This is a genomic window from Shewanella decolorationis, from assembly GCF_004354305.1.
GTDB lineage: Bacteria > Pseudomonadota > Gammaproteobacteria > Enterobacterales > Shewanellaceae > Shewanella > Shewanella decolorationis.
This window is the reverse complement of sequence record NZ_CP037898.1, coordinates 1,613,092-1,635,895: the sequence shown is the minus strand read 5'-3', so window position 1 is coordinate 1,635,895 and position 22,804 is coordinate 1,613,092. Positions and strand designations below refer to the sequence as shown.

General features: G+C 47.6%; 30 protein-coding genes. 9 read left to right on the top strand and 21 right to left on the bottom strand.

Going from position 1 to position 22,804, the window contains the following annotated elements; genetic code table 11:
* Position 1: 1 nt before the first annotated feature.
* Genes msbA through EYR25_RS07510 form a run of 3 tightly spaced genes read left to right on the top strand, consistent with a single transcriptional unit; the run spans position 2 to position 2,984 of the window.
* Positions 2-1,807, top strand: coding sequence for a lipid A export permease/ATP-binding protein MsbA (gene msbA / locus EYR25_RS07520; RefSeq protein WP_023267827.1), 1,806 nt, complete (start codon positions 2-4; stop codon positions 1,805-1,807).
* Entirely contained in the window at positions 1,808-2,815 is a 1,008-nt protein-coding gene (gene lpxK / locus EYR25_RS07515) for a tetraacyldisaccharide 4'-kinase (protein ID WP_133179076.1), read from the top strand.
* Positions 2,805-2,984: a Trm112 family protein gene (locus EYR25_RS07510; protein WP_011623174.1), complete on the top strand. Its 180-nt coding sequence runs from the start codon at positions 2,805-2,807 to the stop codon at positions 2,982-2,984. Before lpxK ends, EYR25_RS07510 begins: the two co-directional genes overlap by 11 nt.
* Positions 2,985-3,114: 130 nt before the next feature.
* On the opposite strand, the gene EYR25_RS07505 is transcribed toward EYR25_RS07510, so the two are convergent.
* A complete protein-coding gene (locus EYR25_RS07505) occupies positions 3,115-3,579 on the bottom strand; it encodes a single stranded DNA-binding domain-containing protein (RefSeq protein ID WP_133179074.1) in 465 nt (154 codons plus the stop codon).
* Positions 3,580-3,744: 165 nt separating this feature from the next.
* Here EYR25_RS07505 and EYR25_RS07500 point away from each other — a divergent pair, with 165 nt between their 5' ends.
* Positions 3,745-4,434, top strand: a complete 690-nt coding sequence (locus tag EYR25_RS07500) for an energy-coupling factor ABC transporter permease (protein ID WP_133179072.1) — start codon at positions 3,745-3,747, stop codon at positions 4,432-4,434.
* A 59-nt stretch (positions 4,435-4,493) separates the two neighbouring features.
* On the opposite strand, the gene EYR25_RS07495 is transcribed toward EYR25_RS07500, so the two are convergent.
* The 3 genes from EYR25_RS07495 to EYR25_RS07485 form a co-directional block, all read right to left on the bottom strand.
* Positions 4,494-4,850, bottom strand: a complete 357-nt coding sequence (locus EYR25_RS07495; RefSeq protein ID WP_133179070.1) for a glutathione S-transferase N-terminal domain-containing protein — start codon at positions 4,848-4,850, stop codon at positions 4,494-4,496.
* Between the two features lie 234 nt (positions 4,851-5,084).
* Positions 5,085-8,303 carry a DUF748 domain-containing protein gene (locus EYR25_RS07490; protein WP_133179068.1) on the bottom strand — a complete coding sequence of 1,073 codons (3,219 nt, stop codon included), beginning with the start codon at positions 8,301-8,303 and terminating at the stop codon, positions 5,085-5,087.
* 231 nt (positions 8,304-8,534) lie between these two features.
* Positions 8,535-8,915, bottom strand: coding sequence for a VOC family protein (locus tag EYR25_RS07485; protein ID WP_023267833.1), 381 nt, complete (start codon positions 8,913-8,915; stop codon positions 8,535-8,537).
* A gap of 352 nt (positions 8,916-9,267) precedes the next feature.
* On the opposite strand from EYR25_RS07485, the gene EYR25_RS07480 reads away from it, so the two are divergent.
* From EYR25_RS07480 to EYR25_RS07470, 3 genes are all read left to right on the top strand, one after another.
* Positions 9,268-9,972, top strand: a complete 705-nt coding sequence (locus EYR25_RS07480; protein WP_133179066.1) for a DUF445 domain-containing protein — start codon at positions 9,268-9,270, stop codon at positions 9,970-9,972.
* Between the two features lie 73 nt (positions 9,973-10,045).
* On the top strand, positions 10,046-10,393 hold the full coding sequence (locus EYR25_RS07475) for a VOC family protein (RefSeq protein WP_133179064.1): 348 nt from the start codon (positions 10,046-10,048) through the stop codon (positions 10,391-10,393).
* Positions 10,374-10,580 carry a DUF1289 domain-containing protein gene (locus EYR25_RS07470; protein ID WP_133179062.1) on the top strand — a complete coding sequence of 69 codons (207 nt, stop codon included), beginning with the start codon at positions 10,374-10,376 and terminating at the stop codon, positions 10,578-10,580. The genes EYR25_RS07475 and EYR25_RS07470 overlap by 20 nt, the downstream gene beginning before the upstream one ends.
* A gap of 92 nt (positions 10,581-10,672) precedes the next feature.
* On the opposite strand, the gene cdd is transcribed toward EYR25_RS07470, so the two are convergent.
* Positions 10,673-11,563: a cytidine deaminase gene (gene cdd / locus EYR25_RS07465; protein ID WP_133179060.1), complete on the bottom strand. Its 891-nt coding sequence runs from the start codon at positions 11,561-11,563 to the stop codon at positions 10,673-10,675.
* Positions 11,564-11,775: 212 nt separating this feature from the next.
* On the bottom strand, positions 11,776-13,194 hold the full coding sequence (gene sbcB, locus EYR25_RS07460) for an exodeoxyribonuclease I (RefSeq protein ID WP_133179058.1): 1,419 nt from the start codon (positions 13,192-13,194) through the stop codon (positions 11,776-11,778).
* Positions 13,195-13,371: 177 nt separating this feature from the next.
* Here sbcB and EYR25_RS07455 point away from each other — a divergent pair, with 177 nt between their 5' ends.
* Positions 13,372-14,577: a tyrosine-type recombinase/integrase gene (locus EYR25_RS07455; RefSeq protein WP_133179056.1), complete on the top strand. Its 1,206-nt coding sequence runs from the start codon at positions 13,372-13,374 to the stop codon at positions 14,575-14,577.
* Here EYR25_RS07455 and EYR25_RS07450 read toward each other — a convergent pair.
* The 14 genes from EYR25_RS07450 to EYR25_RS07380 form a co-directional block, all read right to left on the bottom strand.
* Positions 14,574-14,771 carry a helix-turn-helix transcriptional regulator gene (locus EYR25_RS07450; RefSeq protein ID WP_088213035.1) on the bottom strand — a complete coding sequence of 66 codons (198 nt, stop codon included), beginning with the start codon at positions 14,769-14,771 and terminating at the stop codon, positions 14,574-14,576. The genes EYR25_RS07455 and EYR25_RS07450 overlap by 4 nt on opposite strands.
* 31 nt (positions 14,772-14,802) lie before the next feature.
* Positions 14,803-14,991 carry a hypothetical protein gene (locus EYR25_RS07445; RefSeq protein WP_133179054.1) on the bottom strand — a complete coding sequence of 63 codons (189 nt, stop codon included), beginning with the start codon at positions 14,989-14,991 and terminating at the stop codon, positions 14,803-14,805.
* Complete coding sequence (locus EYR25_RS21190; RefSeq protein WP_165953475.1) at positions 14,988-15,161, bottom strand: hypothetical protein; 174 nt, start codon at positions 15,159-15,161, stop codon at positions 14,988-14,990. Before EYR25_RS21190 ends, EYR25_RS07445 begins: the two co-directional genes overlap by 4 nt.
* Positions 15,158-15,409 (bottom strand): hypothetical protein, encoded by a 252-nt coding sequence (locus EYR25_RS07440; RefSeq protein ID WP_133179052.1) that lies wholly within the window; start codon positions 15,407-15,409, stop codon positions 15,158-15,160. Before EYR25_RS07440 ends, EYR25_RS21190 begins: the two co-directional genes overlap by 4 nt.
* Positions 15,406-15,882 carry a hypothetical protein gene (locus EYR25_RS07435; RefSeq protein WP_133179050.1) on the bottom strand — a complete coding sequence of 159 codons (477 nt, stop codon included), beginning with the start codon at positions 15,880-15,882 and terminating at the stop codon, positions 15,406-15,408. The genes EYR25_RS07440 and EYR25_RS07435 overlap by 4 nt, the downstream gene beginning before the upstream one ends.
* Positions 15,883-15,891: 9 nt before the next feature.
* The gene (locus EYR25_RS21280; RefSeq protein ID WP_133179048.1) at positions 15,892-16,464 is read right to left on the bottom strand and encodes a hypothetical protein; all 573 of its coding nucleotides are present in this window, start codon (positions 16,462-16,464) and stop codon (positions 15,892-15,894) included.
* A gap of 217 nt (positions 16,465-16,681) precedes the next feature.
* Entirely contained in the window at positions 16,682-16,807 is a 126-nt protein-coding gene (locus tag EYR25_RS21485; protein WP_133179044.1) for a hypothetical protein, read from the bottom strand.
* Between the two features lie 8 nt (positions 16,808-16,815).
* Positions 16,816-18,432: a DNA cytosine methyltransferase gene (locus tag EYR25_RS07415; protein WP_133179042.1), complete on the bottom strand. Its 1,617-nt coding sequence runs from the start codon at positions 18,430-18,432 to the stop codon at positions 16,816-16,818.
* Positions 18,414-19,337: an MT-A70 family methyltransferase gene (locus EYR25_RS07405; protein ID WP_207953682.1), complete on the bottom strand. Its 924-nt coding sequence runs from the start codon at positions 19,335-19,337 to the stop codon at positions 18,414-18,416. The genes EYR25_RS07415 and EYR25_RS07405 overlap by 19 nt, the downstream gene beginning before the upstream one ends.
* On the bottom strand, positions 19,334-19,756 hold the full coding sequence (locus EYR25_RS07400; protein ID WP_243729942.1) for a hypothetical protein: 423 nt from the start codon (positions 19,754-19,756) through the stop codon (positions 19,334-19,336). The genes EYR25_RS07405 and EYR25_RS07400 overlap by 4 nt, the downstream gene beginning before the upstream one ends.
* On the bottom strand, positions 19,753-20,061 hold the full coding sequence (locus EYR25_RS07395) for a hypothetical protein (RefSeq protein ID WP_133179040.1): 309 nt from the start codon (positions 20,059-20,061) through the stop codon (positions 19,753-19,755). Before EYR25_RS07395 ends, EYR25_RS07400 begins: the two co-directional genes overlap by 4 nt.
* Complete coding sequence (locus EYR25_RS07390; protein ID WP_243729941.1) at positions 20,058-21,119, bottom strand: DGQHR domain-containing protein; 1,062 nt, start codon at positions 21,117-21,119, stop codon at positions 20,058-20,060. The genes EYR25_RS07395 and EYR25_RS07390 overlap by 4 nt, the downstream gene beginning before the upstream one ends.
* A complete protein-coding gene (locus EYR25_RS07385) occupies positions 21,119-21,364 on the bottom strand; it encodes a hypothetical protein (RefSeq protein ID WP_133179038.1) in 246 nt (81 codons plus the stop codon). The genes EYR25_RS07390 and EYR25_RS07385 overlap by 1 nt, the downstream gene beginning before the upstream one ends.
* Positions 21,358-22,074 carry a hypothetical protein gene (locus tag EYR25_RS07380; protein WP_133179036.1) on the bottom strand — a complete coding sequence of 239 codons (717 nt, stop codon included), beginning with the start codon at positions 22,072-22,074 and terminating at the stop codon, positions 21,358-21,360. Before EYR25_RS07380 ends, EYR25_RS07385 begins: the two co-directional genes overlap by 7 nt.
* Between EYR25_RS07380 and EYR25_RS21180 the strand changes: the two genes are divergently transcribed.
* On the top strand, positions 22,073-22,246 hold the full coding sequence (locus EYR25_RS21180; protein ID WP_165953442.1) for a hypothetical protein: 174 nt from the start codon (positions 22,073-22,075) through the stop codon (positions 22,244-22,246). The genes EYR25_RS07380 and EYR25_RS21180 overlap by 2 nt on opposite strands.
* Here the strand turns inward: EYR25_RS21180 and EYR25_RS07370 are convergent.
* The gene (locus tag EYR25_RS07370; RefSeq protein ID WP_207953681.1) at positions 22,243-22,803 is read right to left on the bottom strand and encodes a hypothetical protein; all 561 of its coding nucleotides are present in this window, start codon (positions 22,801-22,803) and stop codon (positions 22,243-22,245) included. The two genes, EYR25_RS21180 and EYR25_RS07370, sit on opposite strands and share 4 nt — an antisense overlap.
* Position 22,804: the final 1 nt, after the last annotated feature.

Below are 22,804 nucleotides of genomic sequence, written 5' to 3'. Positions count from 1 at the left end.
AATGACAGCATCTCCTAAAGACGAAATGTGGACAGTTTTCAAGCGATTACTGTGCTATCTCAAACCGATGAAGGGCATGTTTTTGCTTTCCGTTGTCGGCCTGATTGTATATGGGCTTGTCGACGCGGCCTTTATTTCTTTTATCGGGCCTTTTATCGATAAAGGCTTTTCTAGCAGCACTCCTGCGATCAGTAATGGTATCGCACTCCCCACTAGCCAAGGCTTCCATGCCGATAACCAAGTGTTATTAATGGCGCCGATAGTAGTTATTTTGATGTTCTCCCTGCGCGGTTTTGCGAACTTTGTCTCCACCTACGGTATCTCTTATATGAGTGCCCGTTTGATCATGGATATGCGTCAGCAAGTGTTTGAGCATTATCTGAGCTTGCCCGTAAGCTACATGGATAAAGAAAACACCGGGAACTTGATTTCAAAAGTCACCTTCGATACCGAGCAAATTGCCCGTGCATCGGGCAGTGCCTTGATCTCTATCGTGCGCGATGGGGTAACGGTTATCGGTATGCTTGCGTTGATGTTTTATAACTCGTGGAAGCTTTCCCTCTGTATTTTAGTGATTGGCCCGATTATGGGATTGGTGATCACTATTGTGAGTCGACGTTTCCGTAAGGTATCGAAACAAATCCAAACGGCGATGGGCGATGTCAGTGCCGCTACCGAGCAGATGATTAAAGGCCATAAAAACGTCTTGGCCTTCGGCGGACAAGAAACAGAAACGGCGCGTTTTGCCAAAGTGAATGACAGAAACCGTCATCAAAATATGAAACTCGCCGTAGCGCAGGCCATTAGCCAGCCGCTGATCATGGTGATTGGCTCTTTCGCATTGGCCTTTGTGCTGTATGCGGCGAGCCTTGATAGCATGAAAGCCGATTTGACCGCGGGTACCTTCGCGACCATTCTCGGCGCTATGATGGCCATGCTGCAACCCATCAAAAACCTCACGCGTGTGAACGCCGAATTTCAACGCGGTATCGCGGCCTGTACCACGGTTTTTGAACTGTTAGACACTTTGCCTGAATCCGATACGGGTACTTACACCGTCAAGCGTGCTAAGGGCAACTTACGTTTCGATAATGTGTCCTTCAGCTACGACGGGCAGGAGCGCCGCGCCTTAGATAATATCGACTTCGAGGTGACCCAAGGGCAAACCTTGGCCTTAGTCGGTCGTTCTGGTTCGGGTAAATCCACTATCGCCAGTCTGGTTACGCGTTTTTATACAGGCTTGGAATCTGGCGATATTCTGCTTGATGATGTCAGCATCTATGATTACTCATTGAAATCATTGCGTAATCAAGTGGCGCTTGTGTCGCAGCAAGTGACCCTGTTTAACGATACCATTGCCAACAACATCGCCTATGCCTATCCCGGTGAAGCGACCCGCGAGCAGATTATCCAAGCGGCGACCTTGGCCCATGCGATGGAATTTATCGAGCAACTGCCTGAAGGTTTAGACACCCAAGTGGGTGAAAACGGCGTGTTATTATCGGGCGGCCAGAGACAACGTATCGCGATTGCCCGCGCTATGCTGCGTGATGCGCCAGTGCTGATCCTCGATGAAGCCACTTCGGCACTCGATACCGAATCTGAGAAGGCGATTCAACAGGGGCTGGATAATCTTCGTCAAAACCGTACTTCGGTTGTGATTGCTCACCGTTTGTCGACCATTGAAAGTGCCGATCAAATTTTAGTGGTCGACCAAGGTCGTATCGTTGAGCGCGGTACCCATAAATCCCTTCTGGAACTTGGCGGCATGTATGCCAAGTTATACCAAATGCAGTTTGGTAGCTAAATGCAGGCGCTGGTGAATAAAATTTGGTACGAGGGTCACCCATTGCGGTGGCTCTTGCTGCCGTTTTCTGTGCTATTCGCTTTAATCACCGCGATTCGTCGCAGCCTGTTTCGCTTGGGACTCAAATCCCAAACCTCATTACCCGTGCCCGTTATCGTCGTCGGTAACATTACCGTTGGCGGCAGCGGTAAAACCCCCACAGTCATCTATTTGATTGAGTTGCTACGGCAGCAGGGGTTTAACCCTGGTGTGATCAGCCGTGGTTATGGCGCGGATATCCAAGGGGTCAAAGTCGTTACTGCTGCAGATAGCGCGGCGGCAGTAGGCGATGAGCCCGCCATGATAGTCGCACGTACAGGTGTGCCTATGGTGGTGGGAGCCAAACGTGTCGATACCGCCAAGGCGTTGCTGGCAGAGTTTGCGGTAGATGTGATTATCTGTGACGATGGCTTGCAGCATTACGCCCTCTGCCGTGACATTGAGCTGGTGGTGATTGATGGAAAGCGCGGTTTAGGGAATCAGCATTTGCTGCCCGCAGGGCCGCTACGAGAAGGTGCTTGGCGCCTAAATCAAGTGGATTTTGTGGTGGTCAATGGTGGGCCCGCGCAGGCCAATCAATATGAGATGCAGCTGAGTCCAAGTGCGGTGTTACCAGTCAACCCTAAGGCAGAGGCCGTGTTTGACCCGACGCAACCCGTGGTGGCGATGGCGGGCATTGGTCATCCGGCGCGCTTTTTTGAGACGTTAACGCAGCAAGGTATTCAACTCGCGTTATCCCATGGTTTTGATGACCACCAAGCCTACGATAGACACGTGTTATGCGAGCTTGCGGCATCTCGCCCGCTGATGATGACAGAAAAAGATGCGGTTAAATGTCGCGATTTTGCACAAGAAAACTGGTGGTATTTGGCTGTGGATGCCAAGCTATCGCCACAATTTGATCAACAGCTGCTGAGCCGTGTGCGCTCTGTGGCTGCAGCTAAACAAGGAAAATCCCATGGCGTTTGATAAAAAACTGTTAGACATAGTCGCTTGCCCTGTGTGCAAGGGAAAATTGGAATACGATAAAACAACGCAGCAATTGATTTGTAAGGCAGACAAATTAGCCTATCCAATCACGGATGGGATCCCTGTGTTACTCGAAAACCGTGCCGTTCCCTTAAACGAAGCGGTTTAATTGCAGACTAAATGAATTGAGGCTTTGATTTAGCGCTCAGTGAGTTAGCTAAGTAAAGCGTTGAAATAAGGGCGATAACTTCGCCCTTATCTTTTATCTGTTTGCTGATAAAGATAAGCACTCAAGCTTGCTAAAAGCGCGCAAATTTTTGTTTGTCTTCCTCGGTGGCGCCTTCTTTACACTCTCCACGAATTTCACCGCGTCCCGATTCAATATTTCGACTCAATTCGAAATAACCCTCGCGGCAATAGCCTGTCATTTCTAAGGTTTTTTCTAACCCCAGCTCCACCTGTTTGCCCCAAATCTCGAGTGAGTCGGCCTGCTCTTTACGACTGCGGCGCTGCTCTCTAGGATCTTGGGCGACTTGGCGCATGCGTTCTTCGTGGGGGAAGGGGCGCTCGGCATTATCCTTTTTCGATAGGACTTCGGCTAAACCGGCTTGATAGGTAAAGAGTTTTAGGCCATCGGCGCGCAGATCTGTGGTGAGTTTATCTTTAAATTTTCCGGCAAACTCAGCGGGATCTATTGGGGCGCTGCTACAGGCGAGTAGGGTAAAGCAGCTCAGCAGTGTCAGGCTTATCGATCTTAATAGCATATGAAGGATTACTCTTAGGTGATTCTCTTATCGAAGAATACCTTAATATGCCGCGAAATATCATGCAATTATGGGTTTTATTCGCGATATACTCACTCTCGTATACCGCGATTATCTTTACCGCTTTATCACGCCGAATGGCGCTGTACCGAGGGAGCCTTTTTCATGTTGGACTTTTGGGCGAATCGTTTGGCACAAATCGAATGGGATATCAGCCCATTGCAGTGCCTAAGTCTATTGCTACTGGCGCTGTGGATTTATGCCATCTGGCCTAAGGAGGAGCTACAGCAAGTACTGAAGGACAAAGGCTTACAATGGCGGCTGTTATTGACCCTGATTGCAGTGAATACCCTGTGGTTGCTCAATGCCAGTATTCAAGTGGGATTGCATTTACACTTCTTAGGCATAGTCACTTGCCTACTGATGTTTGGTTGGCGTTTAGCCACGGTTGCCTTGCTGCTACCGAGTGCTTTTTTCAGTATGTTTGTGTTAAAACAGCCCGCCGAGTTTGGGGCTTTTAGCTTGTTTGCTATCGCTATTCCGCTGTTCTGTGCCTTTATTCTCTACAGCCGTAGTTATCATTTGTTTCCTAAGCATATTTTTGTGTTTATTTTTGTCGGTGCCTTTATTAACGCTGGCTTGTCGACGGTTTTTCATCAATTTAGTTGGGCATTTTGGCTGTGGTGGTCAATGGATTATGATTGGGGCGTGTTGATTGATAACTATCTGATGTTAATCCCGCTATTAGCGTTCCCTGAAGCGCTGCTCAATGGTATGGCGGTGACGTTGCTCGTGGTGTACCAACCCCAATGGTTGTTTGACTATTCCGATCGCGAATATCTTTGGCGTAAATAAACGTGACATAAGTAAAGAAAGGCGTAAACAAAAAGCGCGCCATAGGGCGCGCATTCCATTTAGGCAAAGCGTTGAACTAAGTAATTAATAATTTCTTTTGACTCATACAGCCATTGTACTTGGCCATTTTCTTCGATGCGTAAACAAGGAACCTGTTGTTTACCGCCCTGAGCGATGAGCTCATCTTTGTACGGGGATTGTTTTGCATCCACCGTTTGAATATTCAGTCCTTGACGACGCATGGCGCGGCGCACTTTAACGCAGAAAGGGCAGGCATTGTACTGGTATAAGGCGAGCGCTTGGGTCTGGGCGTCAATCTGTTGTTGTTCTGCCTGTGGGCGTTTGCGCTTCTTTGGGGTGAACACAAAGTTCAGTAACAAAATGATCCGACCTAAAATCCAGCGAATAATAAACATAATTACCTCGAATAAAGTGTGTTAGCGCGCCGCAGTATGGGTGGTGCAAAAGGGCATTGTGTTGTCGAAAAGACTTGGCGAAGTGTGATTCCGCTCGCATAAAGCCGCAGAGTGTAACCTAAGGGATGCGTGAGGCCAAGCACTTGAGAGTGAGGCTGTTAGTTGACTTTAGTTACAAAAACGCCCAGTGAGCACTGGGCGTTTTATTATCCGTGTTTTGGTGTCGGAGAGTATTTAGTTTGCGTCGATACTCATATTCACCTGCGCCGCATCTTGGCTCAAGGTGACGCGGCTCTCGAGTAGGAAAATCCGCTCTGGCGCGATCCCTTTACTGTCGACAAGATAGGCTTTAACCGCTTTTGCTCTTTCTTGCGCTAAATCTCCCAATCTATCGGGGCTGACGGTTTGCGCTTTGAGCGTAAGGTTATACAGCGCAATATGCCAACGAGTGGTGAGTTCTTCTTTGCTCAGTGGCGTATCTTTGGTCTCAGCAACAATAGTGTCTTTCACATCATCCGGATTGGTTTTGACTTCCTGCTCGTACAGTTTGACCAGCGCATCGGCCAGAGGGCCTTCGCTTGGGAATTGGCTCGGACTGAGATCTGCGGGTAATTCCGTCAGTGGCAGATTGGCTAGCGTGGCCAGCTTGCGCTTCATCATGCGCTCGGCAATCGCTTGGCTATCCTTGACGGCATCCACGCTGCCCTCAAGACTCAATTTGAGCATTGGGCGATCGTCCAAGCCTTTAGCAAGTTTATCTAAGCTTTCCTGCTCAGTTGGGCTGAGTACAAACTGCCCTGGATTGAAGGGGATTTTATCCAAGGTTTCATCTGAACCTACAAGACTCGCAAGGAAAGAGAAGGGCGCTGTCACGGCTTTGGTGATCACATTGGTGATGGCCGTCATGATAATGCTGCCGACACTAAAGCTGGGGGAGTCTAAGTCGCCGGAGACTTCCATCCCAAGGTCTATCACGCCGTGGCGGTCCTGCAACAGAGCAATCGCTAAGGTTACGGGCAAACTGGTGGCTAAGTCACTGTTGCTGCGTTTACCTAGTTTGAGCTGATCAATCACTAAGTGGTTGCTGCCCTTGAGTTGGTTTTGCTCCAGTTTGTAGTTGAGTGCTAAGGATAATTGCCCCTTATCGATGTAATAGCCTGCATAGGTGCCTGAATAAGGATTGACAGAGGTTAACTCGACACTCTTAAACACTAGGTCTAAGTCAAGATAAGGCTTATCCAGTAGTGGGTTAATATCCCCTTTTAAGGTCACTGGCGCATAACGATCGATTTTCCCTTTAATATCGACCGATGCTGTAGTGCCGGGTTTGGAGGATAAGTGGCTGATATTGCCTTCAAGCTGCTCAATGCCAGAGGCAAAGTTAGGCGTGAGGGAGTTATCGGCGAAAAATGCCGAGCCTTGGTTAAAGCTGATTTTCTGAATATCTAAGCTTAACTCGGGCTGCTTAGCCGTTGCATCGGGGCTTATCTGCGGCTTGACCTCTGTCTTTGCCGTTGTCACAGAAGTCTTAGGGGCGTCGGTCGCAGGCGTTTCCACAATCAGATTACTGATATTGGTCGTGCGATCCTTAGCGATAACCACCTTAGCGTAGGGCTGATTAAATCTTAAATGGTCGATATTAATTTTATTCAGCTGCTGGTCGAAATCGAGCTGATTAATATGCATTTTTTGCCATTTTACCAAAGGGGCTTTACGAATGTTGTCGAGGATACTCAAATCATCCAGCTCAACACTGCCTTGATAAATCGCTTTGCCTTTGCCGTCGGCATTTAGCTTGCCATCACTGCTGAACAGGCCGCTGCTGAGCTGCATATTCACATAGGGTGCAAGGTAGGGTTGGAATTGGGCTAAGGCGAGCTGCTCGACTTTAAGGTCGGCGTTAATTGACTCGCTAGGCACATCGACTTGCCCCTTGGAGATAAAGCGTCCTTTATCATTTAGAGCAAAGGAAAGCTCGTATTCGATTGGCGCCTTTAAATCACTCACTATGGCTTGTGTTGCAAAATTAAGGGGATAAACACGCCATTGCTGTGCGGTTTGGGTGAGTTTATGTTCCTCAAGGTGAATATCGTAGTTTTCGATACTCAGGCCGCCCAGAGTCACTAACCAAGCATTTTGCTGTTCGGTTGCGCTCGTATCCGAGACCGCTTGTGAAGCCGATGCGGCTGACGCGTTCGTTTCAACTGTCGCCTCTGGTGTTTGTGCTTCAACTGATATGTTCGGCGTTGCAGTATCTGTGCTGGCAGCCATAGATTTTGGCATTAACAGCTGCGCTAAATCGATGCCTTGTTCATCCAGCTTAGCTTTAAGGCTTAAGCCTTCACTGTGGATTTGCTTAATGTCGACGCGCTGCTTGGCGAGGTTGAGGTTAATTCCATCAATCGCCAGCAAGGGTAAGGCGATAACGGACTGGTCGCCATTGAGTAAATCAACTTTCTCTACAATCACTTGGCCGCGATCGACCGTGAGTTGTAGGTTACCATCCGTCGGTAACTCAACTTGGTAATGACTGTTGATACTGAGTTCACCCGCCGCCAGTTTTACCTTGAATTGGTCGGCAACAAATGGCCAAAAGGGAGCGAGTTGCAGTTTGGCGAGCTGTGCATCCCCGACAAGTTTAAAGGGAGTGAGTTGGAATTGTCCGGCAAGGCTGACTTCGCCCGCATGGGCATCCTGCAACTGCGCGACAAATTGGTTGTGCAGAATGCTAGGAGGATTCGATGTAGAGTTGGCCTGAGTTGTAGGCGTATCTGCCGTGGGCTTATCCTGAGATGTCGTCGCTTGAGTATTTGTAGGGCTAGCCGGATTGGCCGTCATCAAATACTCAGTATCTAACTGACTGAGTTTGAAGTTGATATTGGGGTAATCAACCAAAGCCTTAGTGATTTTATCATCAAATTTGACCTTACCCGCACTTAAGCTGAACTCACCTAATATCACTCGCGGTGGGTGAGTATTTGCTGTAGCGGTTTCAGGCTCACTCGGCGTTTTAGCCTGATTGAGGGTGGTAATAATATCGTCGAAGTTAAACTGGATTTTCCCTTGGGTTTGAAACCGACTGATATTGGCGAAGGGACCTTGCAGCTGGATATGATCAATCACCACGGCTTGATTAAATACCGACTGCCAAAAGTTGACTTCAAACTGCAGCTGAGATAATCCCGCAAAAGCTTGATTATCTTTCTCTTTAACTTCGAACTGTTCGATATTGACTTGGAAGGTAAAAGGATTGACCCGCATATTCTGTAATGTCACAGGACGACCCAGTACTTCTGCAAGCTTCTCTGGGGCGAAAGACACTACGGCCTTGGGGAGTACCAGTCCAAGGATAATCAGGTAACTTAAGTAGATTATCGTTAAATAGGCGAGAACTCGTTGGTATCGAGGACGGCTAAAGAACGCCAGTTTTAACCGTGATAGCTGAGTCAACATAGTGAGATTAAGGCTCCAATACGCACGTAGGCGCGAAATCTATCAATAAATGCGACTATTCTAGCGAATAATGCTCAGCTGTACATGAGTTGTTTTTAGTTTTTCCAATTAAATCTGAGCATTACCTTATGGTAACGAGTTTGAACGTCTATCAATATTAAAAGATAACGTTTTGCTCACAGCAGTAACCTTATCTGCCTATTAAGCGTAATTATATGCAGGAGGGGCGCTCTAGGCTGAGAGGTAACTTATCGCCGCGATAATGGCGCCCTGTGGATCTTTTATCCAACAAAAGCGGCCCACTTTAGGAATATCCTCTGGGCCAAAGAGAATATCACCACCGAGTTTTTTGGCATTTATTGCGACCAAATCCACATCGGCGACGGTAACATAGCCAGTCCAATGAGAAGGCAATGACGGGATCAGATTATCGGTAATACCACCAATACCCAAGCCTTGATTTTCGATCAAATGATACTGCCCGTGGGGCATTTTTACCGTTCTAAACTGCCAACCAAATACTTCACCGTAAAAACGCATGGCTTCTTCGGTATTGTGGGTTGTGAGTTCATGCCAACCTAAAGCTCCAGCGGTATTAAATGCAGAGTCCATAAGCGCAGCCCTTATGTTTTAAGTTATTGAGTCATGTTGTAATGCAATGGTCACTTTCAGTGTAGACGATGCTTTTCAATAATTCCTAAGCTGCGCGATAAATCTGCAATTATTTTTCCTAAAAATCATTAAACTAAGTTAATGTTAATTAATGAAATAACCTCATTGACCCCACTCGCTGTTAGCGATGTAAGGCTAACCCAGCTAGTGCTTGAGTTAGCTGGGTTTGCGCGATGTTTTATCGGTATTCGGCTCCATTTCTCATCCTTTTTCAGCATTAGACCTACATCCCCTTCGCTTGTTAAACTAGCGCCATTTGCAATCGCATCGATAGCTTAAGAGGGGAGTAAGATTGAATAAGAGTTTAGTGACAAATGTGCTAGCGGCCATTTGCGTTACTTTGGGATACGGATTGAACCAACCCATTCTGTTTAATGTAGGTTTATTTGCTTTATCTGGCGCCATTACTAACTGGCTTGCGGTGTATATGCTGTTTGAGAAGGTCCCTGGTTTATACGGTTCTGGCGTCGTGCCATCGCGTTTTGAAGAGTTCAAAGCGGGGATTGCACATCTTATGATGAAGCAGTTCTTCACCAATGAGAATATTGACCGTTTTCTGTCGGAAAAAGAGGGAATTAGCCAAATCGATTTAGCGCCAGTGATTGATAAAGTGGACTTAGCGCCATCCTTTGATGCCTTAGTTAACACTGTGGCACAATCTTCCTTCGGGGGCATGTTATCCATGTTTGGCGGTACAGAGGCGTTAATGCCGTTAAAGGAACCCTTTATCGAGAAGATGAAAGCCTCTTTGGTGGAAATGTCCGAGAGTGAGCAGTTCCGCAACCTATTGAAACAAGAAATTGAACAGCCGAATGTAATGGCCGATCTACAAACGAAGATCGCCAATATCGTTGAACAACGCCTAAATGAATTAACGCCGCAAATGGTTAAGCAAATCGTGCAGGAGATGATCCAAACACATTTAGGCTGGCTCGTAGTGTGGGGCGGGGTATTTGGTGGCGCCATCGGACTTGTGGCCGCCTTAGTACAAGGTTAATCTGGCAATAGCCAGCATACTAAAGGGAGCATTGGCTCCCTTTTTGTTTGATTAATCATGAGCAGGGAAGATTATGGATCATCACAGTATTAATTATTTAGAAATCCCCACCACAGATATTGGTCGTTCGAAGGCCTTCTTTAATACGGTATTTGGTTGGCGCTTTGAGGATTACGGCCCGCAGTACAGCTGTTTTATTGATGCGGGGATCACGGGTGGTTTTTATCAAGCTGAGGTGAGTTTTAACCTCGAAAAAGGTTGTCCGTTGATCGTGTTGTACAGCAAGGACTTAGAACAGACACAAGCAGCGGTGAAGGCAGCGGGCGGCGCTATCAGTACAGGTATTTTCAGCTTCCCCGGCGGACGGCGTTTTCATTTTATTGAGCCAGCTGGCAACGAATATGCGGTCTGGTCAGAGTAACCACCTCGAACATCCCTGTGTGCGAAATTGCTGCCTTGATGAGCAAGATATCTGTATGGGCTGCTTTAGGCATTTGGATGAGATTTTAGCTTGGCGCACTATGACGCAGGCGCAGCGCAATGACTGTTATTTCAGAATGGCTGAGCGAAAGGTTGCATTCGAGACAAAACGAAGCGCTAATCGTTAGCTAAGTGACTTAATAGTAAGAGAAAAATACGGCGCGTTAGTGAATACGAAGGGATAAAGCTAAAGCGCCGTAGGATTTTCGTTAAACGGGGGTTAAACGGGGTCAACCACAATATGTTCCAGCTCAATGGCGGCAACGGCATGTAAAGCATCCATTGCTGCGCCCACTAAACTGATTTTTCCCTGTGATGATTCAACCAACACCGCTCGGCGAATTTCGCCAAAATCACGGTTATGTCGAGTGAGATTCGATAGGGCCATTTGCATTGGCAGCATCGAAGGGTTAAATGCCGCGTTTTCAGCGTAGCGACCACAATAGGTTGCACCATCGGCGGTTTCCAATACAACGGCCGCGTAACTCTTGGTATAAGGCGCATAGCTTAAGCCCGCATGATCTAACGCCTCGAACACCATAGGATCGCTGCTATCGAGGGCAAATTCTGTTTCCTGCTTGACCAGCAAGGGGGACTGCACATTTAAGTCCTTCGGCCCAAACGCATAGGGTAGGTAATAGGACAGTAAATGGCTGTCTTGCGAGGGCAAATGGATCTTGATTTGGCCACCCTCGACGAGTTCGTTCATAAACTGACGGCAATGACCGCAGGGGCTGGCATTGACTATCATGTCGACAATTTGGCTCTCGCCACTTAACCATGCGTGACTGATGGCGCTTTGCTCCGCATGTACAGAGTGGAACAGGGCCTCGCCGGGGAGTTCTAGGTTGGCGCCCATATAGATGTCACCACTTTTCCCTTTGGCAATCGCGCCGACATAAAACTCGCTGATCGGCGGTTTCGCTAAGGCGGCGGCAATAGGCAGTAGCGCTAGTAATACTTCGGCTTCAGTCATTTTGCTGCTTTGGACTAACTCTGCCAGTTGCTGCGCATCAATATGTCCCGCAAAGTTTTGATGTAATAGGGGAATTAATGCGTCAGCCAATGGGGTTGGCAGCTGGGTTATGCTTTTGATAAATCTATCTTGCATTTCCCGACTCCTTGTTTGTTAAGTTCATGGAAGAACATTCTAGTAATTTTGTTACGGTATAAATGCGAGTTAGTTCGCGTTTATACCTCAATTTAACGCCAGATAAGTGACAACTGAAAGAAGTTATCAATGTCTGGCGTTAAATAACTGTCTTATCTGATTGAACTCTCTGCTTAGCGATTCGCTATCAGTGTTGTAGAGTGCGTGTAGCTTTAGAGCCCGCGTAGATAGTGACACAGGGCCGCGAGTAACTTCTGTTTGTGTTCATCACCCTCGGTATCTTGCAGCAGATTTTCAAGTTTGAGTAAATAATCTTGATCGCTCAAACGTTGTTGGCAGAAGCTGCGCCAACGCTGGGCTTCTTGATCATTCAGCAGCTCAGGATAGTTACGTGCCCGATAGCGAAACAGCATCTCGGGAATGCGTCCATCATCAAACTGCAGATCCAGCGCCGCTAAATTTTGTGGCAAGGTATGGCGAATGATCTCCATCTTGGCTTTATCGGCGGGGCTGAAAAAACCACCCGAATACAGCATTAAGTCAGGATCTGTGGTTGTGACTTCGCCTTCATGCTCAAAGAGTTGTGCCAGTTTTTCCCGCAATTCTGGGTGAGCCTTTAAGCGTTTGTATTGTTCTCTCGCAAAGGCTTTATCGATATTGAGTCTTTCTGCTTGGGCATCATCCAAAATCTTGGCCGAGGTAATAAAAGGGCATTTGTTAAGATGAACTTGCTTGACTGGGATAGGTAACTCATCTGCGGCAAGTTCGGCTCTTGGCGTATACATGCGAGTCTTTATTTGCTCGACATCTAACTCAAATAGTGGGCTTAAATCCATGGCTAAGTTAACGCAAATAATGGCGTTTTTGTTGCTTGGATGGTGGGCAACGGGGGCAATAAGAGTTGTACACCCCTGTTGCGCACTGATTTTGGAGCTTACATGGGCAAGCGGCTGCATATTCAACACATCGATTTGGGCACTCACGACCTGTTTACGACGCAGCTCAAAATAGTATTGATATAACTTGGGTTGTTTTTCTTTAATCAGTTTGGCCATGGCAATGGTGGCGTACACATCGGACATGGCATCGTGGGCTTTTTCATGGCTTAAACCATTGGCTTGCGTCAGGTGCTCTAACTTAAAACTGGGCGAGCCATCTTCTTTTAATGGCCAATGGATCCCGTCTGGTCTAAACGCATAGCAAGCTCTGACTAAATCAATGATATCCCAGCGTGTATTGCCATTTTGCCACTCGCGGGCATAGGGGTCGATAAAGTTACGGTAGAAACCGTAGCGGGTGACTTCATCGTCAAAACGTAAGGAGTTATAGCCTGCGACACAGGTATTCGGTTGGCTAAAGAGTGTATGAATACGGCCCATAAACTCGGTTTCAGGCAACCCCTTTAAATTGGCTAATTGTGGTGTGATCCCTGTGATTAAAATGGCTTCGGGCGAGGGGAGATAATCCGTTGATTGTTTACAGTAAAAAGTCTCGGGTTCACTGATGATATTGAGATCTAAGTCTGTGCGGATCCCGGCAAATTGGGCCGGTCTATCCTTGGCGGGATTAGCTCCGAAGGTTTCATAATCGTGCCAGAATATAGACTCTATTTGATTGTGTTTCATATTCATTAAAAATGGTTCTCTATACTACTTAACACAATGTTTTAATTGGTTTATATGCATTAATTTGGTTTAAATCTATTTAATACGGTTTATTTTGTTGTGAGTGCATGTGAGTACACTACTGTGTACATGTCACGCTCTGTGGCGTAATATTCAAAAATAATATGTACACAGGTATCTAAAATGTCTTTATCTGACACAAAGTTACGAGCAATACTATGCAAGCCATATACGGGTAAACCTGAGTTAGCAGACAGAGACGGCTTAAGCGTTAGAGTTACCCCAACAGGGACTATAACATGGCAGTATCGTTTTAGGTTTGAAAACAAGCCCGGTCGGTTAACACTTGGTCGTTATCCTGATTTAAAAATCGCGGACGCTCGAAAAGCGGTGCCTGAATTAAGAGGGTCAATTTCAAATAATATAGATCCGCGAGTCTATTGGAAACAACGGAATGCCTGTGGCACGGTAACAGTGAAGGAATGCTGTGAGAAGTTTTTGCAGGTACGTGCAGACGGGTTAAAGAAGGGCACGATTGAAAGCTATAAATCGTACTTTAGGGCCCATCTATGCGACGCATTTGCCGACCGCAAAGTTGAGAGCATTACCCTAGGCGAGTGGATCGATTTCTTTGATAAAAAAGCGGCTGTGAGTCGAGTCACTGCGGGGGCGATATTGCGCCATTTAAAAACGGTGCTTAACTGGGCAGTGCGTCGGCAAATGATATCGGTTGTTGATGTGTTGCAGCTGAGGGTGACTGATGTTGGCTCGCACTCTAAGGTTGGATCACGTGTACTAACCTTTAATGAGTGCGGCAAGATTTGGCGGGAACTGGATAAGCGAAGGGCGACTAAGACAGTCGTTAACGTGATTAAGGCCTGTATGTTGTCTGGTGCGCGGGTTTCTGAAATTTTAAAATCTCAGCGAGCGGACTTTGATTTGGAGGCAATGGTTTGGACTGTACCCATTGAGTACAGTAAAACCAATATCCCGATTAGACGGCCTATTAGTGCTGCCTTGCTTGAGATCCTGCAGGAGCAATGGAGCCTGTATCGCTCGCCTTGGTGTTTCCCTGCAGCAGATTTATCTAAGCCGGCGAATATTGCCGCGGTGAATAAGTTGGTGAGGCATATTAAGGATAATGTTGGCATTCCTGACTGGCGGATCCACGATTTTAGACGGACGCTATCAACCAGAATGTCTGAGGCGGGAGTATTGCCCCATGTCACCGAGAAGATGCTGGGGCACTTGTTGGGTGGGGTAATGGCTGTTTACAACAAGCATGATTGGCTTGAAGAACAGGCTGAAGCGTATGAGCAGTGGACCAGCAAGATAAAACTTGCGGCACTTGGGGATAGAAGTGTGGTGGTGTTAGAAAGGAGAGCTTAAGCGGCTTGCTTTTGTTGTTCGTCCCACTTGTCGAGGGAGTCTTTGGCGTAATGACGGCCGTTGTGGATTGGCTCAGGGAAGCCCGCTTCTTTGCGCCATTTCCAAAGAGTTACCTTTGACTTGATGCGATAACGCTCAAGCACTTCTTTGGTGGTCAAAAACAGTGGTTCGTTTGTTGCTTGCTGGTGGTTCATGATGGGTTACCTTGTATGACATTAGATAGAATTATTCAGAATCTTGTGAGAAAGTGATATTTAGCCTATCAATCACAGCTTGCTCACGGCCTTGAATTGTCGATAAATCGTATTTATGGCGCTGGCTGAGGATTGACACTTGATTCTTAAGTTCTGCAACTTTGGCTTTAAGCTGCTGGTTTTCTTCGGTAAGCAAATTCATGCGGTCATTTAGAGTCATGCTGCACCTGCCTTTTCGATTAAATGCAAATCGCTATCTAATAGCTCGCACCAAATAACACCAGCCTTACCTTCAAGCTCGAACTGGTGCCATTTACCATAGTCACCGACATAGATAATTTTTTCGCGCCCACCTTTGAACTGGTATATTTCACCTATAGTTAGAGTCATGCTGCACCTGCCTTATTGCTTTGTTCGTCAACAACAATCACTCTGGTTTTATCGTCTAGCACTATCACCTTGCAGGTTTTAGTGATTGCGAATACCGAAAACCAAGCTGACATAAAACCATTCCCCCAAATAAAGGCGAAAATTAGCGGCGGCGTATCGATGCTAAAGCTAAACGAAGCCACCACTATTAGCGCGATTAGAAGCGATACAACAAAGCAGGTAAGCACTGCGGTTAGTGTGGTTTTCATGCTGCACCATCCTTAGCGGCTTGCATTCTTTCAGTAACAACAGCGCAAACACCCTCGATATGCGGCCTAAACATAACGCTAGTCGCCGCTAATAATTCATCCTTAAAATCACAGATAGCTTTGGCTTTTATCTCTTTTAAAGATTGAATGCGTTCTCTAGTGTCATGTTCAGGAGAGTTTTTGCACATAAAATAAAAATCAAGCGTGCCGCTATACCATTCAGATTCGCCGATTTCACGCCACTCATGAATGATGAAATCTTCGATATTTTTATTTAACTGTTTAACTCTCTCAGCCAACTGGTCACGCTCTGCGGTGATTGCTTCGAGCTTTTTACAGGCTGCAACTAAGGCATCTAGAGTTTTGTCGAATAAAGCGGGTAGCTTTTCGGCATTAGCCTCTTTCTTAAGTTGCGCGGCTTTAGCCTGTGCGATGAACACTTCTAAAGTGAAATTTTCCATATCTATATCCATAATTCCCCCCTATTCTTGGACTAATTCAATTACACCATCAGAATCAGAAAGAATGGCGCCAGTAACTTGCCAGTTACCGAACATCACTCTATACCCTTGGTTTTCACACGCTTGTATTGAGTCACGTAAGGCTTCTAGTTTATTGCCTGCTGTAGCGTTTAAATTTCCGATAGCATCAACCAACAGCATTGGTGACTCTTTGCGTTGGTGCAGCATCATGGCGAAGTTGGCAACGTCCTCGAAAGTGCCGGCATTACCTTTAGTTAGACGCTCTACTAATAATGTTGCTAGCTGCTCGCCTGAACACTGCGCTGGATCATCCCAACCACTGCGGCCTTTAGCTCTGGCGTAGGCCATTTTTACCCGCATAGCATTGGTAAATCTGTCGATGCCGATATCATCGAAATGCGTTGATCGTTCCAGCTGCATGGCTTGAACTTGGTCTTTCAATTGTTGAATCTCGGCACCAAGATTTTGCTTAATCTGCGCCAGTTCGCTGGCAGGAACATAAACCCCAAGGCCTTCTACGTTGATTTGGCTTGAGCCGTTGCCGTCTAATAACACTCTGCGTTTGGTTGTCATTACTCACCACCTTGTTCAAAACATCTTTTGTATCGATTCCTGTACTTTTCATCTTCAAGCTTTGATAAAAATTTCGACTCAATTAATGGCCAGTCAGGGGATGAATTAAAAATTGCGTCCTGCCTTTTATCGCATGCCCATCCAGTGGTGCTTTCGGTTTCGCCTTCAACCCACTCAAGGTATTTGCATTGATGGCAAGAATTGTGTGCATTCACCATCACTTACCTTCCTTCTTTAATTCTTCGGCGAGTTTTTTCATAAACTGTTGGCAGCTGCATGCTTGTTTGCGTGGCAGGGCGTACCACTGTTTAAGCGCTTCGCGGATTGCGGTTGATTGCTTCATGCTGCCTCCTATGCTGCTTCGGCGGTTTGTGTGCAAAGCTCAGGAAGATTTGCGCGGAGAATGGCCTCGGCAAATTGCGGCGGTACCGAATTGCCACACCTTGCGACCTGCTGAGTTTTATTGGTTTTGCCGTTATAGCCATCAATGATGTAGTCATCAGGAAAGCCTTGCAGGCAGAACAGCTCTCGAGCAGTAAGCATCCTTAAGCCAATATCCACAATCACCATGGTTTTGTTATTCCAAGTGACGGTGACTAACGCAATACGCTCTTTAGTGGTGATAGTGGCTAATGGCTCGTTGAGTGAACTCCATTGGCCACCGTTTGAGTAATAACGCATTAAAAACGCGCTGACTTGCACGGCGCCAGCTTCTTGCTCTGCCGTTAAACCGCTGTCGCCTGGTGCAACAAGAGTTAACCTAACCTCGGCATGGTGGGTACCGCCTGCAGTAATAGTTGGCATCTGGTCACTTAAAGAAGTCGGCTTGATGTTTTTACGCAAGTGAACCATAAAGGCCGAGACTATTTGCTGCTGGCTGCCTGTGTTGGTTATAGTGCTGCAGGGGTTTTCAACTGAATACGCATGGGTGGTATTAAATCCACCGTTAGCCTGAACCATAATAGGCGCAGCAAGAGCGAATGCGCCGCCTTTAGGATAGGCGGTGATTGTTTTAATAGGCTCGTTAACGCTCTTAGTGCCTTTACCTGACCAGTTAGCGATCTCAATAATAAATGGGTTAGGGTTTTCTAAAACATGCTTAATCGTACCGATGGCCACACGTTTTAATGTCGCATCAGCTAAAGGGCGTTTAACGTTAAGCCCTTGCTGTTTCGCTTCTTCTTTGGTCATAAAAATGCTTGGGCATGGCAAAGAAAAATCAATTTTTTCAGCCGTTGTCACCCACGGCTTTAATTCGCCGCGAATAACCCGAGGATCATGCGGGGCGCCATGTGTCGGTTCTGGCCACACAATCGCCCGACCATCGCAACGGGCAATCATAAATAGGCGTTTACGGATAGTGGGGGCGCCATAGTCTCGGGCGCGTAGCTCACGAAACTCTACTTTATAGCCGAGCCCTTTTATCAACTTATTTCTATCTGAATGACTTAACCCTAAGGTTTCAACGCATTCAGCTAAAGCAGGGTGATCAGCATCAACACCAGTAGTAAGCATGGCTTTAAAGGCTTCAAACGTTTCACCTTTGCGAGCTGGATCGGGGCGTTGATTTTGTGAACCTTCACCAATCAACGGCCCCCACGTTTTAAATTCCTCAACATTTTCTAATGGGATTAATTTCGGGCGGGTTCTCAAGATCCAACGAATGGTGATCCACGCCAGCCCGCGTATTTCTTTTTTAACAGGCGTATTACCACGGGCCTTGGAAAAATGAGTGCAGTCAGGGCTAAACCATGCCACATCAACTGGCTTACCTGCAGTGGCTTTTACTGGGTCAACATCAAACACCGATTCGCAATAGTGCAGTGTGTCAGGGTGGTTAGCTGAGTGCATAGCGATAGCATCTTGATCATGGTTGATTGCAATATCAACGCTGCGACCAATTGCCCAGCCCATGCCAGTGGAGGCACCGCCACCACCCGCATAATTATCTACAAATAAGCCGCGCATGGTTTTTTCTCCGTTGGCATATTCATTACTAAGTCGTCAATGATTGAGTCGGTTGGATAACCTTCTAACCGCTGGCGGTTAGCTTCTTCACACAGCTTTTGGAACTGGATTTCAGTGGTTTCCGTTATGCCGCAACGCTCGAATACTTCTTTGGCAATGTTCATCACTTCAATCGGCCATACGCTGTTTGTTGCTGTGCTGTCCCGCGCTATTTGATCCTCGATATCGAGCTGCTCGGCTGAATTTCGTTTCTTCCTAGTTTTTTTGGGCTTAGGAAGCTCATTTTGCTCAGCTGATTTAAGTGGAATATCGATTGAATCAACGGTCTCATTCCCAAACACATCCCAGCCTTTGGTTTTGGTTCTGGCGAACATTTCAAGGCGAGGGACGTCACCCATTAGCTCGACGCATTTATCACGAAACTCATCGGGCTTTTGGCTGTGGCGAATGTTTTGATAGGTGCCCACGTAGCAGAGGTGGGCTAGAACTTCATCAAGGCTTTGTGGGTCGTAATTGCCCACGGCGCGAACGCTGCGACAAGCTGGCGTTGGTTTGCCCTTGATGGCGATAATGGCCGACTCGCTACCTGCGCGGGTCCAAAAGCCCATGCCAAAGAATGGATTGTTATTGACTGTTAGCTTGTTCCAGACAAAGCCGTTCATGTTTTTAAGGGTGAAGCCCCAGCTTTTAACCAGATCAATGGCATCCTGCGGCATGGCGCCCACATACCACATCACCAGTACACAGTTGTCATCGGCAATGCTGTTAACATCGAGGCGTTTTAAGTCCTCGGTGCTAGTCACGGTGTACTTGGCTTGGGCGCTGTATTTCATCGAGCCGCCCGTGTTTTGGTTGCTAAAGGCCCATGGCGGATCCGCGTATATCAGCTGATATTTTTTGCTCATGCCGCATGCTCCTTTGAATTGCTGATTGCAGCGCTAAGCTGCTGCTCAAGTTCTTCATTCATTCCGATTTCATACAGATAGTTGGCGGCGCGGCTAACTAGCTGCTCAAGCTCGGTGATCCGCGCGTTGGCTGTGGCCAGCTTGTCAAGATGCTTTTCCCAGTCGAGTTCTTTGATGGATTCAATCACGCCCATGGTGCTGTTGAGCGTGGTTTGGGCGCGCATCAGGTTTGATAGCTCGATAAAGTGGCGAGCGGCGCAGCGTTCTGGATCTAAGCCTGTGGTGTAGTGCAGCTTTAAGGCGGCAATGGTTGGCTCGGAGGGGATGCGCGTTAGCGATAGCAGCAAGTCGAGTTTTGGCTCTGGTTCGCAGCCTGCCAGCAAGTAAAGCATTTCGCGGGATGATTTATGGGCGCTCATGCTGCCTCCGACTTTTTAATTGGTTTTGGTTTAAATTGACTGACTAAGTAGTAATAACCAGAACCTCTGCCATTGGCGTTTGATAGCGTGAACGAATATGAGCAAACTGGTGTTTGACCATTCTTAAGAACAAGGCCGCGCTTTTTTGCTTCGGTTGGAGAAATTATTGGGAAGTTTGTATGAGGCCAACAATTTATTTGGCTGTCATCTAAGCAAATGATTTTTCCCGTCAAAAGGTGTTGGCAAATCTTGATTGTTAGTTCTAGTTTTGCTTTGTCTTTTTGGTTTTCACTGCGTGGTTTCATGCTGCCACCTCTGGGAAGTAGGTTGTTTCAACGCTGGCGCGTGTGGTGTTGAGCTTTTGCCCCATGGTTTTAAGGATGAGGTTTGAGGCCAGCATTACTGCATCGGCGTTGGCGAGTAGCTTGCCTGTTTTGGGGCATATGCAACGGCCTATGAAGTCTTGGCTGTTACGGGTCCAAACCAAATTTTGGTAAGCGTGGCGCCAGTGGCGCTGGCCGATGGATTCAGCCTCGTTTGCGGCGCTCGCCAGTGCTTTAAGCATTACCGTGGTGGTAAATAAGCTGGTTTCGCGGTGTTTGCTGCCGAGGGATTGCAACTCCATGGCGGTACCCATGGTGCTCCAAAAGTCATAGGCAATGGTGGCGTGGTAGGGCTCAAAGTTTTTCTTGGTGCCGAGCACAATGGCCGTGGCGTCTTTAATTTGTTTAAAGGAAAAATAGAACTCGCTCTGTGCTGCGGGTTTGTTGGTGGCAAAATCCACGCGGCCTTGCATCCAGTCGATGTTTTTAACTAACTCCATGGTGAGCGTGGATAGCTCATCGCGGTGATTGTAGGTATCTGACAAGCCTTGAGGCGGCTTGCTGGCGTTTTGGTTGATATCTGTAAACGCTTGTTGGCGTTCTTGCAGCGATAAGCTGGTGTACAGGGTGATAGAGATGGTGTCTTGCGACAGCTCAGGGGATTTTTCGAGCGCCTTGGCGATACCCGTGGCGCGGTGCTGGCCGTCGAACAGCTTGATTATCGAATCCATGCCGACTTTTAATACGCCAACGCTGCCGCTAACTTCGGATGCTTCAAACTTAGGAGCTTGACCACCTGTAGGCACTTCTACCACGCCGATAATGCCAGGCAAGAAGTAGCCTTTAGGGTTATTGAGCATGTAATTGCTGATGGATTTTGCACGAGCAGGATTGACTTTGCGTTGGCTGCGTTCGAGCACGCTGCCTGCATCGTCAATACGTAACATGCGCACTAGCACTCGCATTGACATGCTCACGGTGTACATCAATTTGCCGCCTTGCGATCCCATCACCGCTGGCATTGAGTAGCACATTTCCATTATTCGGATCCTTCTAGTTCGTTTTCTTGCAGTTCTTTCACGCATTTGGGGCAGACGCAGACAAAGTATTCATTGTCGTTAACTGCCTTTTGCCAGCCTGAGCGGCTTAGGCCTTCGGTGACGCTGGTGATCACGCTGCGGTGTTTGCGTTGAATGAAAAGCGTATCTGTGCAGCTGTTGCAGGTGACTTGATAGCCAGACACCAGCTCGATTTCTGTAAAATCGGGAGAGGATAGGGTTAGCATGCTGCTTCTCCTTCAATCTTGGCTTTGCGTATTTGATTGGCTAGCTTCACATCGTTGCAATTGTCATAAAGGTTAAAGCCACGGTTTTCGGTATCGGCTTCGGCGCAGGTGTAAGCTTCGTATGGGTTGAATCCCCAAGTGATGGCGCCACAATGTGGGCAGTTGCCGCGAGTTTTGCCCGTGGTTTGGCGGTGGCGTTTGCGCTTAGGTTTGCGGATGCCTGTGGCGGTGATCATCTTGCGTTCGTTTATGTTGGCGGCTTGAAAAGTCCGGCGAGCGATGGCGTCGATTTCTGCTTTGGCGTAGATGTTTGCCTCAATGCCAAGTTCATTGATACGTTCAAGCGCTCTGCGGTAGCTGAATACAACGGCGCTTTTGTAGTTAACGCTGAACATATCAAAGGTTAGCCAGTAAACATCGTTGCCGTCCCATCTGCCTTTTGGCGAGATAACGTACTCATCACATCCGGCTTTTTCGCCAGCTGCTGGCAGGTACTGGCAATCAACTCGCTCTCTTGCCAATTCATCAACCAGCCTTGCTGCTAGCGGAACGTCAGTGTGGCGGCTGTTGAATTTGCGCTGAGCTTCTTCAAGCGTGTATGCATGCGCCTTGTCTAAATCGCTTGTATAGCCACAACCATCTTGCGCCCAAAATAGGCAGGTGCTGCCGACATTGGTGCGCGAGTCGCGCAGGTAGAATAATTGGCTCATGGTGACGTCCTTATCTTTTAACCAAGAAACGGTGCAGGCCTTTGGCCGCACGGATGGCAACGGCGCGGTTGGTGGTGAACTTGCCGCCTGGCAACATCCAACCATCTTTGTCTGCGACGATATGGCCGAGGCCGATTTTGATATCGCGGTGTTGGGGTTTGTCGTGGGTTAACATGCTGCGTCCTCCTGCTTGATAATCGGCAGTTGTGCAGCTGCTGCGCGGACGGCTGCGGCGGCTTCTTTGCCATAGCCCCAAATGTCGCCGTTATCTGGATTCCAACGAGTAGGCGCTATCCATTCAATCGATAGTTGCTTGCCTTTGGTGATGTAATCACGCATTGCACACACTAATTCGCGTAAGGTCCCGCCATGGTGAAAACCGCGCCAACTACCTTGGGAATGGGTGTAAACCCGCGCTTTGGTATATTCATCAACCACCCAAACCTTGCCGTTTTTATCCAGCTCTAGTGTTGCGATGGTGCCTTTGTAGTCGAAGAACTTGCGGCCATGTTCTGATATCACTTTGATGAGTGCGTTTGCGTGTTCTACGCGCTCGGTGATGATTGGCTCCGGCAATTCGTAATAAGATTCGCAGCCGCATTTAGGGCAAACGCCTTTGTAAACAGCAAAGGATCTTGATGCGTGTTTAGGGTCTGCGATCTTGCTTAACTCTGAGTGCCTACCAGTCCAGCGACAGGTGCGGCGACTGCATTCGATACGTTGTGTCATG